Raw genomic sequence first — 15,284 nt, 5'->3', positions numbered from 1 at the left:
TCACGACCCCGCGGGGTTCCCGGCCCACACCGCGGGGGTCCGGTGCGACCAGGGGTTCGCGCGTTCGAGTTGTCCGGCGAGGCGGAAGAGGCGGCCTTCGTGCCCGTAGCCGGCGGCGAACTGCATGCCGATCGGGAGCCCGGTCTCCGCGTCCGCGGCCAGGGGCACCGACATGGCCGGCGTGCCCGCCACGTTGAACGCGGCGCTGAACGGCCCGATGTCGAAGAGGCGGCGGAGCCAGCCGAGCCCGTCCAGCGCTTCCGCTCCCTCGGCATGCGTGCCCAGCGGAACGGGGAGCTCCGGCACGGTCGGGGTGAGCAGCACGTCGTACGCGTCGAAGTACCGTGCCAGGCGGCGCGCGACCCGGTTGCGGACCGCGAGCGCGGTGACCAACTGGACACCGCTGACCCGCCGTCCGTAGTGGTAGCTGGCGAGGACCGGCGGTTCCAGGGTCGAGGAGTCGACGGGCCGGTCGAAGGCGGCGGCCAGTTCGTCGACCGAGGCCGTGAGGTTCGCCGTCCACTGGCGGGCGTTGGCCAGGAGGAACTCCTCCCAGTCGACACCGAGGTCGACCTCGACCTCGACCAGGTGGTGCCCGAGGGATTCCAGCAGGCGCGCGGTGCGGAAGAGCGCTCCGGCCACCGGTGCGGCGGTGCGGCGGCCACCCCATGCCTGGGCGAGGACGCCGATCCGCAACGAGCCCGGGGGACGGGCGACTTCCTCGGCGTACGGCCGGGGCGGCTCCGGGGCGTGGTAGGGGTCGCCCGGCTCCGGACCGCGCATCCGGTCGAGCAGCACCGCGCCGTCGCGCACCGTGCGGCTGAGGCCGCCCTGCACGGCCAGGCCGTTGAACATCTCGTCGAAGTCGGGCCCCCAGGAGACCCGGCCGCGGGTGGGCTTCAGCCCGAAGAGGCCGTTGTACGCGGCGGGGATGCGGATCGAGCCGGCGGCGTCGGTGGCGTGCGCGAGCGGGACCACCCCGGCGGCGACGGCCGCGCCCGCTCCCCCGCTGGATCCGCCCGCGCTCCGCTCCGGGTCCCAGGGGTTGCGGGTGGCGCCGTACAGGACGGGTTCCGTCGTGTTGCTGTAGGCCATCTCCGGTGTCGTGGTGCGCCCGAACGTCACGAGGCCGGCGCGGCGGAAGCGCCGCATCAGGGCGGAGTCGGCTCCGGCGACGTTGCCGGCGGCGAGGCGGCTGCCCAGTTCCGTGCGCCGGCCGGCCATGGTGACCCCGATGTCCTTGATCAGGAACGGGACCCCGGCCAGCGGTGCGCTGCCGGGGGCGGGCGCGTCGTCGGCCGGCCAGGTCTCCACGATGGCGTTGAGCTGCGGATCGACCGTCCGTGCCGCCTCGCGTGCGGCTGCTTCGACTTCGCCGGGGGTCACCTCGCCACGGGCCACCAGCTCCGCGAGCCCGACCCCGTCGAACTCCACGTACTCGGCAACTCTCACTGTCACTCCCAGAGGAAAAACGATACCGATGAGTTCCCAACGATACCCAACGGTATCGCACAGGACGAGCTGGTACCGTAGCGAGGGGTGCGGGGCCCACAACCGACCGGACGTCACGGAGCAGTCATGGCAACGACCGCCAGCAGGCCGAGCAGGGTGGCGAAACTCCCGCCGCGCGAGCGCATCCTCGACGCGGCGGAGGAGCTCTTCCAGAGCGAGGGGATCCGGCGGGTGGGCGTCCAGGCCATCGCCGAGAAGGCCGAGACCACCAAAATGGCCATCTACCGGCACTTCGAAACGAAGGACGCGCTGGTCGCGGAGTGGCTGCGGATCGTCGCCGCCGACTACCAGGCCGCCTTCGACCGGGTCGAGACCGCATTCCACGACCGGCCCAGGGAGCAGATCCTGGCGTTGGCCCGCTTCATCGCCGAGGGGCTGCCCGCGCTCTCCTACCGGGGCTGCCCCTTCATCAACTCCCTCGCCGAGCTGCCCGACCGCGCCCATCCGGCACGCCAGGTCATCGAGCAGCACAAGGCACTCCAGACCCGCAGGCTGGTCGGCATGTGCACCGCGGCCGGGCTGCCCGACCCCGAGCAGGCCGCCGCCGAGATCACCTTCGTACTGGAAGGCGCGCAGGTCAGCACGCAGAACGGCAGCATCGACCGGGCGGGGGAACGCCTGCTGCGGATCGTGCAGGGGATCGTGGATCGCCCCGGCTCACCCCTCGACGCGCCCGGGGCGACCGCCGACTGACCCCTCCCCCTCCCGCGCCCTCCGTGCGGGAACGCGGCGCGCTTGCCGCCGAGTCGACCGGGCGGCTCCGCCGCTCGGAGCGGACGCCCGGCGCCCCCGCCCGGTCCTGAGCGATGCCCCGCAGGCGACGCCCCCCGGGGGGGGGGGGCGGTCAGCGGTGGCCGGGCCCGTCAGTGATCCGACGGTGGTGGACGGCGGCGTATCGGAGGTCTGTCGGCGGTCTGTCGACGGCTGCCGGGAGCGTGGGGCGGGCCGGCGCCGGGCGTCCGCCCGGCGGTCCACGAGCGCGAAGGAACCACCATGACCACTCCCGTCACGATCATCGGCGCCGGACTCGGCGGCCTCGTACTGGCCCGCGTCCTGCACCTCCACGGCATCCCCGTCGCGGTCTACGAGGCGGAGCGCTCGCCGATGGCCCGCACGCAGGGCGGGTTGCTCGACATCCACCACCACAACGGGCAGCCCGCGCTCCAGGCGGCCGGGCTGACGGACGAGTTCCGCAGCATCATCCTGGAGGGGCACCAGGCGATGCGGATCCTCCACCGCGACGGAACCGTCCTGCTCGACCAGGCCGACGACGGCACCGGCGGACGCCCGGAGGTGCAGCGCGGCGAACTGCGGCAGCTGCTGCTCGACTCGCTGCCGGCCGGCACCGTCCGGTGGGGGCACAAGGCCGACGGCGTCCGCGCCCTGGGCGGGGGCCGCCACGAGGTGACCTTCGCCGACGGCCGCACCACCGTCACGCGTCTGCTGGTCGGTGCGGACGGCGCGTGGTCCCGGGTCCGGCCGCTGCTCTCCGACGCCGCGCCCGAGTACAGCGGCCGGTCGTTCGTCGAGACCTACCTGTTCGACGCCGACATCCGGCACCCGGCCAGCGCGCAGGCGGTCGGCGGCGGGTCGTTGGGCACGTTCGAACCGGGCGGGAACGAGAAGTGGATCGGGGCCCACCGGGAGAGCGGCGGCACCCTGCACGCCTACGTGACGCTGCTCAAGCCTCAGGAGTGGTTCGCCGCCATCGACTTCACCGACGCCGCCGCGGCCACCGCGCGGATCGCGCGGGAATTCGACGGTTGGGCCCCCGAGCTCACCGCCCTGATCACCGACAGTGACACCACGCCCGTCGTGCGTCCCCACTACGCCCTGCCGACGGAGCACCGGTGGGACCGGGTGCCCGGGGTGACCCTGGTGGGCGACGCGGCCCACCTCTCGGTGCCCAACGGCGAGGGCGCCAACCTGGCCATGCAGGACGGCGCCGAACTCGGCCAGGCCCTCGCCGCCCACCCCGATGACGTCGAGGCGGCCCTCGCCGCGTACGAGCAGACCATGTTCCCCCGCAGCGCCGAAGCCGCCGCCGAAGGACTCCGCCACTACGAGCTGCTGTTCGACGGCACCACTCCGCAGGGCCTGCTCGACTTGTTCTCCACGGCGGAGCAGCCCCAGTAAGACGTGCGCGCGGACACCCTGCGGGCCCCGCTCAGTCGTCGGCCGCCGGCGGGGGCTCGACGAAGGCGCCGGCGGCCGCGGCGAGGGCCACGGTTCTGGCGGCGTGGCCCGGCAGTTGCGGGTCGGGGGGCGTGCGCAGCAGCACCAGTTGGTGGTACAGCGGTGCGGTGGCGGCGATGAGCAGTCGTCTGGCGTCGCTGTGCGGGGGGAGTTCGCCGCGTCCGACGGCCCGGTCGACGACGACCTCGCAGCGGGCGTAGCGGTCGTCCCAGAGCCGCTGTTGGGCGGCGGCGGCCTGCTCGGAGCGGAACGAGGCGGCGATCAGTGCGGCCACGATCGGCGGTCGGGCGGTCAGCGCCGAGTGGATCTCCTCGTTCAGTGCGGTCAGGTCGCCTTCCAACGAGCCGGTGTCCGGTGGCTGCCAGTCGTCGTCGCCGGCCGCGTCGAGGACGTCGGCGAGCAGGCCGCCGACGTCCCTCCACCGCCGGTACACCGTGGTGCGGTGCACGCCGGCCCGGGCGGCGACGGTGTCGGTGGTGAGCCCGTCGTAACCGTGGTCGCCGAGTTCCGCGAGGACCGCGTCGAGCACCTGCTGGCGGATGCGGGCGGTGCGGCCGCCGGGGCGGCGTCGGGGCGGGGCCTGGTCGCCTTGCGGGGCGGCTCCGTCTTCCGGGTCCGGGTCCGTGGGGGTCGTCACGGGAAAAAGTTCCTTTGCTCGGGAGGCGGTGTTGTGGCACGATCTTAAAGCATCAGTTGTCGCACTAGTGGAGTGACCATGCTCTTCCCCAGCGTTCGCCCGGCCGCGCGGCCCCGCACCGTCGCCTCGTTCCCGAATGCTCTGGAGACCCTGCATGCCCACACAGATCAGTGCGCTCACCGTCAGCAAGTCCTTCCGTGGCCGGCTCGTCCTTGACGCCGTGACCTGCTCGCTCGCCGTCGGCGAGCGCACCGGGATCATCGGTGAGAACGGTTCCGGCAAGTCCACCCTGCTCCGCCTGTTCGCCGGGCGCGAGCGGCCCGACCAGGGCGAGGTCGTCGTCCAGGCCACCGGCGGGGTCGGCTATCTCGCCCAGGACGAGCACCTGGCGGCGGAGACGACCGTCCAGGAGGTCATCGACCGGGCGCTCGGCGATCTGCGCGCCGTCGAGCGGCGCATGCGCCGCCTGGAGGCCGCGATGGCCGCCGGCGACGAGTCCGGCATGGCCGAATACGGGGAGTTGATGACGGTCTTCGAGCTGCGCGGCGGCTACGACGCCGACGCCCGGGTGGAACGTGCGCTGCACGGTCTCGGTCTGGGACTGGTGGGCCGGGAGCGCACCGCCGGCAGCCTGTCGGGCGGCGAACGGGTCCGGTTGCGGCTCGCGGCCGTCCTGGCCGCCGCCCCGGAGGTGCTGCTGCTGGACGAGCCGACCAACCATCTCGACGACGACGCCCTGCGCTGGTTGGAGGAGCACCTGCGCGCCCGGCGCGGCACCACGGTGGCCGTCTCCCACGACCGGGTCTTCCTCGAACGGGTCGCCACCACCCTGCTGGAGGTGGACGCCGATCGGCGCCGGGTCGACCGGTACGGCAACGGCTACTCCGGCTACCTCGCCGAGAAGGCGGCCGCCAGGCAACGCTGGGCCCAGGCACACGACCAGTGGCGGGCCGACGTCGACCGGCTCCGGGAGGCCGCCGCGACCACCGCCCGCCAGGTGGCCCCCGGCCGGGCGATGAAGGACGGCAACAAGATGGCCTACGACCGGGCGGGCGGCCGGGTGCAGCAGTCCCTGGCCAGTCGGGTGCGCAACGCCGAGGAACGGCTGCGCCGCCTGGTCGCCGACCCGGTCCCGCCACCGCCGGAACCCCTGCGCTTCACCCCGGTCCTGCGGGCCCGCCGTCTGGAAGGCGTCGTACTCGACGCCGCCGACGTCGCCGTCACGGACCGACTCGCCCGCACCAGCCTCGCCCTGACGGCCGGCGACCGCCTGCTGATCACGGGGGCGAACGGAGCGGGCAAGAGCACCCTGCTCCGGGTCCTGGCCGGTGAACTGGCGCCCGACGCCGGGCACGTCAGCCGCCGCGGCCGGATCGGCTACCTCCGTCAGGAGCCGCGGCCCGGGAAGCCGGACGACACCGTGCTGGCCGCGTTCGCCCGCGGGCGGGCGGGGACGGCCGACGCGCAGGCCGAACGGCTGCTGTCCCTCGGCCTGTTCGACCGCGACCAACTGGCGGTGCCGGTCGGCAGGCTGTCCACCGGACAGCGACAGCGGCTCGCCCTGGCGCGGCTGCTCGACGCGCCGTCCGACGTCCTGTTGCTCGACGAACCCACCAACCACCTGTCGCCCGCGCTCGTCGAGGAGTTGGAATCCGCCCTGCTCGGGTACGCCGGCACCCTCGTCATCGTCAGCCACGATCGCCGGCTGCGTCGGCGCTGGCGGGGCACCCACCTGGACCTGCGGGCGACCGCACCGTCCGCCGTCGCCCGCTGAGGCCCGACCCGGGCCCGCAGCCGCCCGCCGGAGGGCGCCCGGGCACCCCTCGAAGTCCGTTGCCCACCCCACTCCTTGAGCCCGCCATCCCTCACGTACCCGTCGTTCCCCAGGAAGGAAGCGTTGCCATGACGCCGCCCGTGCCCGCCGACCCGACCGTGGTGCACCCGATGCCCGAGCAGCCGCGGGTGGTGCTGCTCAAGCCGCTCGTCACCTCGCCGTTGATCGAGGTCGGGGAGTTCTCCTACTACGACGATCCCGACGACCCGACCGCCTTCGAGACGCGCAACGTGCTGTACCACTACGGGCCGGAGAAGCTGGTCATCGGGAAGTTCTGCGCGCTGGGCGAAGGCGTGCGATTCCTCATGAACGGCGCCAACCACCGCATGGACGGCCCCTCGACGTTCCCGTTCCCCATCATGGGCGGGTCCTGGTCCGCACACTTCGACCTGCTCAGCGGCCTGACCGGACGGGGCGACACCGTGGTGGGCCACGACGTCTGGTTCGGCTACCGGTCCATGGTCATGCCGGGCGTCCGCATCGGCCACGGAGCCATCATCGCCGCCGGATCCGTGGTCGTCGACGACGTCCCCGACTACGGAATCGTCGGCGGCAACCCGGCCCGGCTCATCCGGCGCCGCTACAGCGACGCCGACGTCGACCGCCTCCTCGCGCTGGCCTGGTGGGACTGGCCCCTCCCGCACCTCACCGCGCACCTCCGCACCGTCATGTCCGGCAGCATCGACGACTTGGAGAACGCGGCACCCGAGCAGGACTGAACGCCGCAGCAGCCATCAACACCCGTCGCATGAGGGCCCGTTGAACGGTCCGGGCACGACGCGACCGGCCTCGCGGCGACCGCCCGCACGATGATCCGCCCCCTCCCGACTCCCGAGAAAGCCCGCCGCCACCATGCCTGTCTCACCCCACCCCAACCCGTTCGCCGACTGGCTCCGCGCCCACGCCGCTCCCCTCACCCACCTCGACCCCGATGCGCCGCTCGACGACCTGGAGCCGCTGCGCGCCGTCGTCGGCGACGCCCGGGTCGTCGCGATCGGCGAGAGTTCCCACTTCATCCAGGAGTTCGCGGTCATGCGCGAGCGCATCCTGCGGTTCCTGGTCGAGCGCTGCGGATTCACCGTCCTGGCCTTCGAGTACGGCTTCAGCGAAGGCTTCGCCCTCGACGCCTGGGCCCAGGGCGAGGGGACGGACGACGCCCTCGCGGCGCACCTCGCCGGGACGATCCCCGTGGGACTCGACGCACCGCTGCGGTGGCTGCGTCACCACAACCGCACCGCCGCAACGCCGGTGCGCTTCGCGGGCGTCGACATCCCCGCGGCAGGTGGCTCGCTGCTTCCCGCCCTGACGCCGGTCGCCGACTACCTGCGCCGGATCGACCCCGAAACCCTGCCCGCCCTCCAGGAGGCGCTGCGGATCGCCGCACCGTTCGCCGCCGGCTCCGGAGCCGTCGCCGCACCCGCCTGGGCCCGCCTGGCCACCGCCGAACAGGACGCCCTCAGCGCACTCCTGGCGCGCCTGCTCATCCGCTTCCGCGCCCTGGAACCGCTGTACGTCTCCCGCGGCGACCAGCAGGGCTACGACATCGCCGTGCGCCGGCTCGAAGGCGCCTGCCACGCCGACCACGCCTTCCGCGCCATGGCCGACCTCTTCGCCGGAAAGGGACTGACCGCCGACACCTCGGCCCGTGACGCCTACATGGCCCACTCGGTGCTGTGGCACCTGGAGCGCCTCGAACCCGGGACCCGCGTCGTACTGGCCGCGCACAACGCCCACATCCAGCGGACTCCGGTCTCCTTCGACGGCCACCTCACCGGACTCCCCATGGGACAGCACCTGCACCGCGCGCTCGGTGCCGCCTACCTCCCCCTCGGCCTGACGAGCACCACCGGACACACCGCGGACATGCCCCGCGACGAGAACGCCCGCTTCGGCTTCACCATCGACGCCACCCCGCTGGAGCCGGCCGAACCGGGCAGCATCGAAGCCGCCTTCACCGACGCCGGACTCGGGCTCAGCATCGCCGACCTCCGGCAGGCACGCCCGCGATCCCCCGGACGCACCGACCTGCCCCCGGGCCCCGACCGCATCCGGATCCAGAGCGCCTACCTCCACACCCCCGTCGTCGAGGCGTTCGACGCCGTCCTCCACACCCCGACCTCCACCGTCACCGACACCCTCGACACCGCCTGACCCCGGCCGGCGAACCGGGCGACGGACCCCGTCGTGCTACTCCGTCAACGCCGCGTGCAGGGGGCCCAACAGGGACCGGTCGTCGGTGGTGACGGTGAGGTGGGTGGCACCGGCGGACCGCCAGGCATCGGCGAGCGCGCGCCAGGCGTCCGGCCGACCGGGGGCGGGGCGGAGGCGGGCCTCGGTGCCGAAGGCGGCCCAGTCACGGCCGGCCTCGGTCACCGCCGTGCGCAGTTCGGCGATGAGTGCGGCGCCGCGGCGGGTCCGGTTGGCGAGCAGGCCGGACATGGTGAACCCGTCGGCGAGGGTGGCGATCCGGCGCAGGGCGCCGGGTCTGCCTCCGGTGCGCAGGGTGCCGCCGCCCATCCAGAGCGGGATCGGCCCCGGGCGGGGGGTGAGCGTGACGCCGGAGAACGCGAGGTGCGCGCCGGCGAACTCCGCGTCCGGCCGCGTCCACAGCAGGCGCAGGGCCCGGACCTGCTCCTCGAACAGTGCCGCGCGGGTTTCCCGGGCGACACCGAGCGCGGCGGACTCCGCGTCGTCGGCGCCGAGGGCGATGCCCAACCGCAGTCGGTCGCCGCTGAGGTGGGCCAGTTGTGCGGCCTGCTTGGCGGCGAGCACCACCGGCCGGTGCGGCAGGATCGTCATCGCGGTGGCCAGTTCGATCCGGGTGGTCACAGCGGCCAGGAAGGCCACCAGGGTCAGGCTCTCGTAGGCGGGGGTACGGGAGACGAGGTGTTCCGGGACGGAGAGATGGTGGTACCCGAGGCGTTCCGCGGTCACGGCGAACGCGCGGAGCTCGCCGGGCGGAAGGCCCGTCGGGACGGTGCAGCCGAGGCGCAGGGTCATTTGCGGAAGGTCTCCGGGTCGGCGGTGGAGATGAAGACCGCACGGGGGCGTTCGGCGGGCAGGAGCTGGGAGTTGAGGAGGCGTCGGACCGCCTTCTCGCCGCCGGGCGGAGCGGCGGTGACCGACAGGTGGACGTCGAGCACGTGGGTGCCGTCCTCGTTCACCACTTCGGGCAGGCAGTGCACCACCCCCGGGATGGCGTGTGCGGCTTGGCGGACGGTGTTCAGGCAGACCTTCTCGCCGCGCAGCACCACGAAGTCGGACAGGCGTCCGTGGAAGGTCAGGTAGCCGTCGTCGAGGGAGAAGGCGTCGCCGGTGGCGATGGTCCGCGGCGCCAGCAGGACGCGCCCGCTGGGCCCCCCGACCCGGCGCAGCAGGACGGTGTCGGACTCGACCAGCAATTCGCCCACGTCGCCCTGCACCGCGCGCAGCGACGCGCGCACGCCGGGCAGCGTACGGCCGACCGAGCCGTATCGGTGCGCCGGCTCGGCGTGCGCGGCCAGGGTCGAGACGCGGGGCCCGGCCTCGGTCAGCCCGTAGGTCAGGTACAGCTCCCCGGTGGGGCGCGCGGCCAGCAGGTCCGCCACTTCCGCGGGCGCGAGCCGGTCCCCGCCGACCGCCAGCGTCCGCAGGCCACGGGGCAGGACCGCGGGGTCGGCGAGGAGTTGGCGGGCGATCGTCGGGGTCACCGACGAATGGGTGACGCCGTGCGTGGTGATCGCGTCGCGGTAGGCGGCCGGTGCGAACGGCGGTCCGTCGAGCACCAGCCGCGCCGACGTCACGTACGCGGCGAACGCCTGGGCCACCAGCGCGTAGGAGTAGTACAGCGGCAGGTTCACCAGCAGGGTGTCGGACGCGGTGATGCCGGTGGCGGCGGCGTGCAGGCGGGCGTTGTGCAGCAGCGAGGAGACCCGGTGGACGCAGGCGCTGAACATCCCCGAGGTGCCGGAGGTGGACAGCAGGATCTCGCCCGGCCGGTACGGGGTGGTCGGGTGTCCGGTCGGCACGGCGAACGCGCCGCCCACCGCGGCCCGCGGCCCCGTGCCGGTCAGTCGGGTGGTCACCACCACACCGGCCCCGACGTGCCCGGCCAGTGCGCGGACCCGCTGCCACGGCGTGCTCGGCGGCACGGCCAGCGGCACCAGGCCGAGCAGCAACGACGCGAACTGCACGCGCAGCAGCGCCACTCCGTTGGCCAGACAGAGCACGACCGCGTCGCCCGGTGCCAGGCCCAGCCCGGCCAGGTCGGCCAGCACGTCGTCCACCCCGGCCGGGGCGACCGCGTCGGAGCCGGCCGGGGCGCCGTCGACCCGGGACAGGAAGTCGGCCACCGCGGACCGGGTGAGGCCGTTCACCGGTCCGCCCCGGCGCCGGTCAGTACCAGGCAGCAGCATGTCTCCCGCTCGCCCTCGGTGGCGTGCAGGTCGACCAGGAGGACGTGCCGGGCGTGGCCGTCCCGGAGCCATCCGGCGATCACCGTGCCGGCCACGGGGGCGGCTGCGTCCGGGTGCCCGGCCAACAGCAGCGACGGCCCGCGCAGCCCGTGGCGCAGGGCGGGCAGCCCGGCCAGCACCCCCGGGTTGGCGCCGGCGAAGCGCAGGGGCGAGACCCGCGAGCGCGGCACCGAGTCGGCGATCCGGCGCATCGTGCGCTCGCTGCCGGTCGCGCTGACCACCAGGATCGCGGTGTCGTCGGCGTCGTCGCGCACGTGCTCCGCGCAGTCCTCCAGTGCCCGGTCCACGGTCTCGGCCACCAGCCAGGCGGCGGGGTCGGCGTAGAAGGACGGTTTGTTCCTCGCGTGCTCGCCCGGGTCGTCGGCGACGACCGTTGCCGACCCCAACACCCGTGTGCCCGGCGGTACGTGCGTCACGCCCTCACCCCTTCGAACAGCAGACAGGTGTTGAACCCGCCGAACCCCAACGTCAGGCTCAAACCGGCGCCGGCGCCCACGGGTTGCGCCACCCCCGTGGCCAACCGCAGCGGGGCCGCCGGCGTGCGCAACCCGATGACGGGCGGAACCCTCCGGTGGCGCAGGGCCAGTACCGTCGCCACCGCCTCGATCGCCCCGGTGGCCCCCAGGCTGTGTCCGAACGCGCCCTTGGTGGCGAAGACCAACGGGCCGTCCGGGCCGAACAGTTGGAGCAGGCTGCGCGCCTCGACCTCGTCGTTGAGCGGGGTCCCGGTCCCGTGTGCGTTGATCACCGCAATGTCCGCGGGGGCCAGGCCCGCCGTCGTCAGGCAGCGTTCCACGGCGCGCACCACGGCGTGTCCGGTGGGGTCCGGTGCGGTGAGCCCGGCGGCGTCGTTGGCCGCGCCGACCCCGCGCAGTCGGGCATACGTCCGGGCACCGCGGGCCCGGGCGGCGTCGGGGTGTTCGACCACCACGAACGCCGCGCCCTCGCCGAGCAGCATGCCGTCCCGGGCCCGGTCGAACGCCCGCAGGCCGGTGGGGCTCATCGTGCCCAGCGCGGAATGCCCGAGCCGCTTCGCCTCCGTGACCACGTCCACCCCGCCCGCCACGCAGGCGCGCCGCTGACCCGAGCGCACCAGGGCGTGGGCGACGGCGATCGCGTCCGACCCCGCGGAGCAGGCCGTCGTGACGCACACCGGCCTGCCCGGGTACCCGACGTCCGCCGCGGCGTCGTCGGCCCAGGCATGCAGGGTCGGCTCCTTCTCGTCCAACGAGGCCCCGAAGCTGGTGCCCAGCACCAGGCCGACCTCGGGGTCGGCCGGGGACAGGCCGGCGTCCGCGAACGCGCAGCGCAGCGCCCGCCCGGCGAGGACCCGCTGGCGCTCGCCCGCCGGGGCCCCGTACGGCACCGACGCGATGACGGCTGCGACGGTGTTGCGCAGCGGGTGCGGCGAGTCGACGGGCGCGAGGCCCGAGTCGCCGGCGCACAGGCGCCGCCACACCGCCTCCCGGTCGCGGCCCAGCGGGGTGTCCCAGGCCAGTCCCGTGATCACCGGGGTCACCACGGGCGGGCTCCGGCGGGCTGGACCGTCACCCGGCTCATCGCGCCGCGGAACCCGGCGACCGAGCGGCCCTCGACCGTCACCGCGGCGGAGAACGAGAAGGTGTGGCCGGACAGTCGGTCCGCGCGCACGTCGAGCACGACCTGGTCGCCGGGCACCACCGGAGCCAGGAAACGGGACTTGACCGTGCCCACCAGGGTCACCTCGTTGTCGGCGAGCGGGGCGCTGCTCAACTGGTAGAGCAGGACGCCGGATTGGGCGAACGCCTGCATGGTGTGGCTGCCGGGCAGGATCACCCCCGGGGTCAGGCCGCGCTCGGGCAGGTGCCCGCAGAGTGCGCCCATCTCGGCCGAGACCGCGAACATGCTGCGCAGGAACACGCCCGGCTCATGGTCCAGCACCCGGTCGATGAACAGTCGGGGATGGCGTCCGCGCACCAGGGCGGCGATGGCGGAGGTGCCCAGGGGGCGCGCCGTGCGGACCGGGGTGGGAGGGGGTGCCGCTTCGTTCGTGTGCCGCATCGGGGGCGATTCCTCTCAGTGTCTGTCGCAGCGGCGCCGGCAGCGGGACCGGGCGCCGGGTGCCGGGATCGACGGCGGCGAAGGCCAGGTCGCCGGTCACCAAGGGGGTGCGCAGGCCGTCCGCCTCGGCGCGCAGCAGGCGTACGGCGAGCGCGAACCAGGCGGCGCCGACGTGGTCGACCCGGGTGTCCGCGACGATCACGTCGCGGTACACGGCGCTGTTGAGGTAGGTCACCCGCAGGTCCGTGGCCACCAGGTCGACGCCCGCCGCGCTGAAGGCGGTCAGGCCCGCGTGGTGCGCTTCGAGGTGTTCCGTGCCCGCGGTCTCCATCAGGGAGGCGAAGCGGGAGAAGTGCACGATCCCGGTCGCGTCGGTGTCGACGTGCTCGATCCGGGTGCGGAACCCCGCGCTCACCGCATCGCCCGGGCGCCCGCCGCCACCCGGTCCACGATCTCGTGGGCCTGTGCCGCGGTGGCGTTCAGCGGCAGCACGATCCGCAGGGTGGGATGGACGTAGCGCCGGCCGCCGGAGCGCTTGCCCGCGCCCGCCATGAACTCCGCGTACACACCGGCTTCGATCAGTTCCCTGCGCAGGGTGCCGATCCGGTCCGCCGCCGCGGCGGTCAGCTCCACGCCGAGCATGGCTCCGGTGCCGCGGACCTCGGTGAACACGTCCGGGTGGTGGTCCACCAAGGCGTGGTCCAGATGCTCGGTGAGGTGCGCTCCGAGGTCGGCGGAGCCTTGTAGGAGGCCCTCGGCCAGGATGTGCTCGATGCCGTCGCGGATCACCGCGCAGTGCAGCGGGCGGAGGTCGGAGGTGGTCACGGCGCCGGAGGAGCGGACGGCCAGCTCCCTGCGGGCGATCACCATCGACGTGGACACCGCGCCCATGCCCAGGAACTTCCCGATCACGGTGATGTCGGTGGGCACCGGCCCGTCCGCGTCGCGCATGGCGAACCAGTCGCCGGTCTTGGCGAACGTGAGCACCTCGTCGGCCACCAGGAGCACGCCGGCGGCGCTGCACCGCCGTGCGAGGTCGCGCAGGTAGCCGGGCGGCGGCGGGAGGATGCCCGCGTCGCCCTGGATCGGCTCGACCACGACGGCCAGCAGCCGGTCCGCCGACGCGGCGAAGTAGTCCGCCAGGGCGTCGGGGTCGCCGAACGGGAGGTGTTCGACCCGGACGCCGTACGGCCCTTCGGTCTCCGACGCCGGCAGGCCGGCCCGGTAGTACCTGCGGTTGAGCAGCGGCACCAGTCCGCCGGTCCAGCCGTGCCAGGCACCTTGGAACGCCAGGACGGTGTCGCGCCGCTCCTTGCCCGGGTGGTGGCGCAGTCGCCGGCCGTCGAACCGGGACTCCAGCACGAGCCGCAACGCCAGCTCGTTGCCCTCCGACCCGGAGTTGCGGCCGCTGACGTGGTAGTGCCCGGCGGGGAAGTGTGCGGTCCACAGTCCGTCGGGGCCGAGGAGCCGGTCGAGGAGTTCGGCCCGCTCCAGCGAGCCCAGTTCGTCGGTGACGTTGCCGACCCCGGTGCCGCGGGTCAGTGCCGCGCGCACGACGGGGTGACCGCCGCCCAGGGTCGCGCTGGCGTAGCCGGCGCTGGCGTCCAGCAGGCGCAGTCGCCGTCCCCGGCGTGCCGGGTCCAGGTCGACCACGTCCAGCTCCAGGCCGCGCCCGCCCACGCAGGCGAACGGCAGCCGCGCGGCGCCGTAGTGGTTGAGTTGGAGGTCCGTGCCGCGCGCGAGCACCCCGGTCGGTTCCCCGGCGCGGTCGTCGCGGGCGGCCGGTGCCGCGGTCACGAGGCGGCCGGGGGGTGGTCGGCCCCCGACAGCCGTTCGACCAGGGCGAGCACGTCGCCGAGGGTGGCCAACTCCCCGGCGGCGACGGCCTCGTCGGGGATGTCGATGCCGAACGCCTCCTCGCACTGCACGCGCAGTTCCACGAACCCCAGGGAGTCCATGCCGTAGCTCTCGCGCAGGCTGTCGTCGAGCTGCATCTTGTCGATCGGCACTTCCACCAGCACATCGGAATGCAGAATGCGTTTGATGGTCTGCAATGAGTTCACCAGGAGTTTCCCCTCTGGGCGGGTTCATCCAGTCTGGGTGGGTTCATCGAAAAGGCCACGGCCGGCGCCCGGCGCATGGAGGAGAGAGGGAGATGAGAACGCGGCAACGGTCCGGCCGAAGGCGAGTCGACCCCCATCGAAAGCATGATGGTGTCGACCGTGCACGCTTATCGAAGCTAGTTGAGGATTTGCGAACCTGTCAACGCGGCTTCTGATTTTGCCTGTTTGATACTTTTCGGGATGCGACGTCCACAAGGGCCCTGCACACGAGTTCGTCGGCGTTTCGGCCATGCGCGTCCGGCGGCGAATAGCGCGACGGAACGGAACCCCTGGAACGGCCACCCGCACCCGCGAAGTCACCGCGGCGGGGCCCCGACGCGGGTGGTCGGACCCCGTTTCCGGTCGATCGTTATGAACCATATGCGTAATTTGCTGTAAATTTTCAGCTGGCGTAGATGGGGCTTGTCGACCCGAATCGCCCCTGACTAGCCTTTAGGCGTCTATTTGCCTACCTGGTGCACGCCGCGTGCGGGACGAGGAGGCAACCG

Annotated in this window: 15 protein-coding genes; 5 read left to right on the top strand and 10 right to left on the bottom strand. The window is 73.6% G+C overall.

Annotated features, from left to right (window positions below; all coding sequences use genetic code 11):
• Complete coding sequence (locus tag ACJ6WD_RS29685) at nucleotides 1-1,452, bottom strand: amidase (protein WP_376553763.1); 1,452 nt, start codon at nucleotides 1,450-1,452, stop codon at nucleotides 1-3.
• A 126-nt stretch (nucleotides 1,453-1,578) separates the two neighbouring features.
• On the opposite strand from ACJ6WD_RS29685, the gene ACJ6WD_RS29680 reads away from it, so the two are divergent.
• Together ACJ6WD_RS29680 and ACJ6WD_RS29675 are read left to right on the top strand one after the other, a co-directional pair.
• Complete coding sequence (locus ACJ6WD_RS29680; protein WP_376553716.1) at nucleotides 1,579-2,205, top strand: TetR/AcrR family transcriptional regulator; 627 nt, start codon at nucleotides 1,579-1,581, stop codon at nucleotides 2,203-2,205.
• A gap of 300 nt (nucleotides 2,206-2,505) precedes the next feature.
• The gene (locus ACJ6WD_RS29675; RefSeq protein WP_376553719.1) at nucleotides 2,506-3,648 is read left to right on the top strand and encodes an FAD-dependent oxidoreductase; all 1,143 of its coding nucleotides are present in this window, start codon (nucleotides 2,506-2,508) and stop codon (nucleotides 3,646-3,648) included.
• Nucleotides 3,649-3,679: 31 nt separating this feature from the next.
• Here the strand turns inward: ACJ6WD_RS29675 and ACJ6WD_RS29670 are convergent, their stop codons facing one another.
• The gene (locus tag ACJ6WD_RS29670; protein ID WP_374206879.1) at nucleotides 3,680-4,345 is read right to left on the bottom strand and encodes a TetR/AcrR family transcriptional regulator; all 666 of its coding nucleotides are present in this window, start codon (nucleotides 4,343-4,345) and stop codon (nucleotides 3,680-3,682) included.
• Between the two features lie 154 nt (nucleotides 4,346-4,499).
• Between ACJ6WD_RS29670 and abc-f the strand changes: the two genes are divergently transcribed.
• From abc-f to ACJ6WD_RS29655, 3 genes are all read left to right on the top strand, one after another.
• Nucleotides 4,500-6,119, top strand: a complete 1,620-nt coding sequence (abc-f, locus tag ACJ6WD_RS29665; RefSeq protein ID WP_233660975.1) for a ribosomal protection-like ABC-F family protein — start codon at nucleotides 4,500-4,502, stop codon at nucleotides 6,117-6,119.
• 128 nt (nucleotides 6,120-6,247) lie between these two features.
• Complete coding sequence (locus ACJ6WD_RS29660) at nucleotides 6,248-6,898, top strand: CatB-related O-acetyltransferase (RefSeq protein ID WP_407616885.1); 651 nt, start codon at nucleotides 6,248-6,250, stop codon at nucleotides 6,896-6,898.
• Nucleotides 6,899-7,031: 133 nt separating this feature from the next.
• On the top strand, nucleotides 7,032-8,330 hold the full coding sequence (locus ACJ6WD_RS29655; protein WP_233660977.1) for an erythromycin esterase family protein: 1,299 nt from the start codon (nucleotides 7,032-7,034) through the stop codon (nucleotides 8,328-8,330).
• 36 nt (nucleotides 8,331-8,366) lie between these two features.
• Here the strand turns inward: ACJ6WD_RS29655 and ACJ6WD_RS29650 are convergent, their stop codons facing one another.
• From ACJ6WD_RS29650 to ACJ6WD_RS29615, 8 genes are read right to left on the bottom strand one after another with little or no spacing between them, the layout of a single operon-like run.
• A complete protein-coding gene (locus ACJ6WD_RS29650; protein ID WP_407616884.1) occupies nucleotides 8,367-9,179 on the bottom strand; it encodes a TIGR03619 family F420-dependent LLM class oxidoreductase in 813 nt (270 codons plus the stop codon).
• The gene (locus ACJ6WD_RS29645; RefSeq protein ID WP_233660979.1) at nucleotides 9,176-10,534 is read right to left on the bottom strand and encodes a class I adenylate-forming enzyme family protein; all 1,359 of its coding nucleotides are present in this window, start codon (nucleotides 10,532-10,534) and stop codon (nucleotides 9,176-9,178) included. Before ACJ6WD_RS29645 ends, ACJ6WD_RS29650 begins: the two co-directional genes overlap by 4 nt.
• Entirely contained in the window at nucleotides 10,531-11,049 is a 519-nt protein-coding gene (locus ACJ6WD_RS29640) for a beta-ketoacyl synthase N-terminal-like domain-containing protein (protein WP_233660980.1), read from the bottom strand. The genes ACJ6WD_RS29645 and ACJ6WD_RS29640 overlap by 4 nt, the downstream gene beginning before the upstream one ends.
• Nucleotides 11,046-12,155: a beta-ketoacyl-[acyl-carrier-protein] synthase family protein gene (locus ACJ6WD_RS29635; protein ID WP_233660981.1), complete on the bottom strand. Its 1,110-nt coding sequence runs from the start codon at nucleotides 12,153-12,155 to the stop codon at nucleotides 11,046-11,048. The genes ACJ6WD_RS29640 and ACJ6WD_RS29635 overlap by 4 nt, the downstream gene beginning before the upstream one ends.
• A complete protein-coding gene (locus ACJ6WD_RS29630) occupies nucleotides 12,149-12,553 on the bottom strand; it encodes a 3-hydroxyacyl-ACP dehydratase FabZ family protein (protein WP_407616883.1) in 405 nt (134 codons plus the stop codon). Before ACJ6WD_RS29630 ends, ACJ6WD_RS29635 begins: the two co-directional genes overlap by 7 nt.
• Complete coding sequence (locus ACJ6WD_RS29625; protein WP_407616882.1) at nucleotides 12,540-13,088, bottom strand: acyl-CoA thioesterase; 549 nt, start codon at nucleotides 13,086-13,088, stop codon at nucleotides 12,540-12,542. Before ACJ6WD_RS29625 ends, ACJ6WD_RS29630 begins: the two co-directional genes overlap by 14 nt.
• Nucleotides 13,085-14,470, bottom strand: a complete 1,386-nt coding sequence (locus ACJ6WD_RS29620; RefSeq protein ID WP_407616881.1) for an aminotransferase class III-fold pyridoxal phosphate-dependent enzyme — start codon at nucleotides 14,468-14,470, stop codon at nucleotides 13,085-13,087. Before ACJ6WD_RS29620 ends, ACJ6WD_RS29625 begins: the two co-directional genes overlap by 4 nt.
• Nucleotides 14,467-14,736: an acyl carrier protein gene (locus ACJ6WD_RS29615; protein ID WP_233660984.1), complete on the bottom strand. Its 270-nt coding sequence runs from the start codon at nucleotides 14,734-14,736 to the stop codon at nucleotides 14,467-14,469. Before ACJ6WD_RS29615 ends, ACJ6WD_RS29620 begins: the two co-directional genes overlap by 4 nt.
• Nucleotides 14,737-15,284: the final 548 nt, after the last annotated feature.

The organism is Streptomyces sp. VTCC 41912 (assembly GCF_045799175.1).
Taxonomy (GTDB): domain Bacteria; phylum Actinomycetota; class Actinomycetes; order Streptomycetales; family Streptomycetaceae; genus Streptomyces; species Streptomyces albulus_C.
The sequence above is the reverse complement of the archived record's forward strand: the minus strand, read 5'-3'. Positions and strand labels throughout refer to the sequence as shown.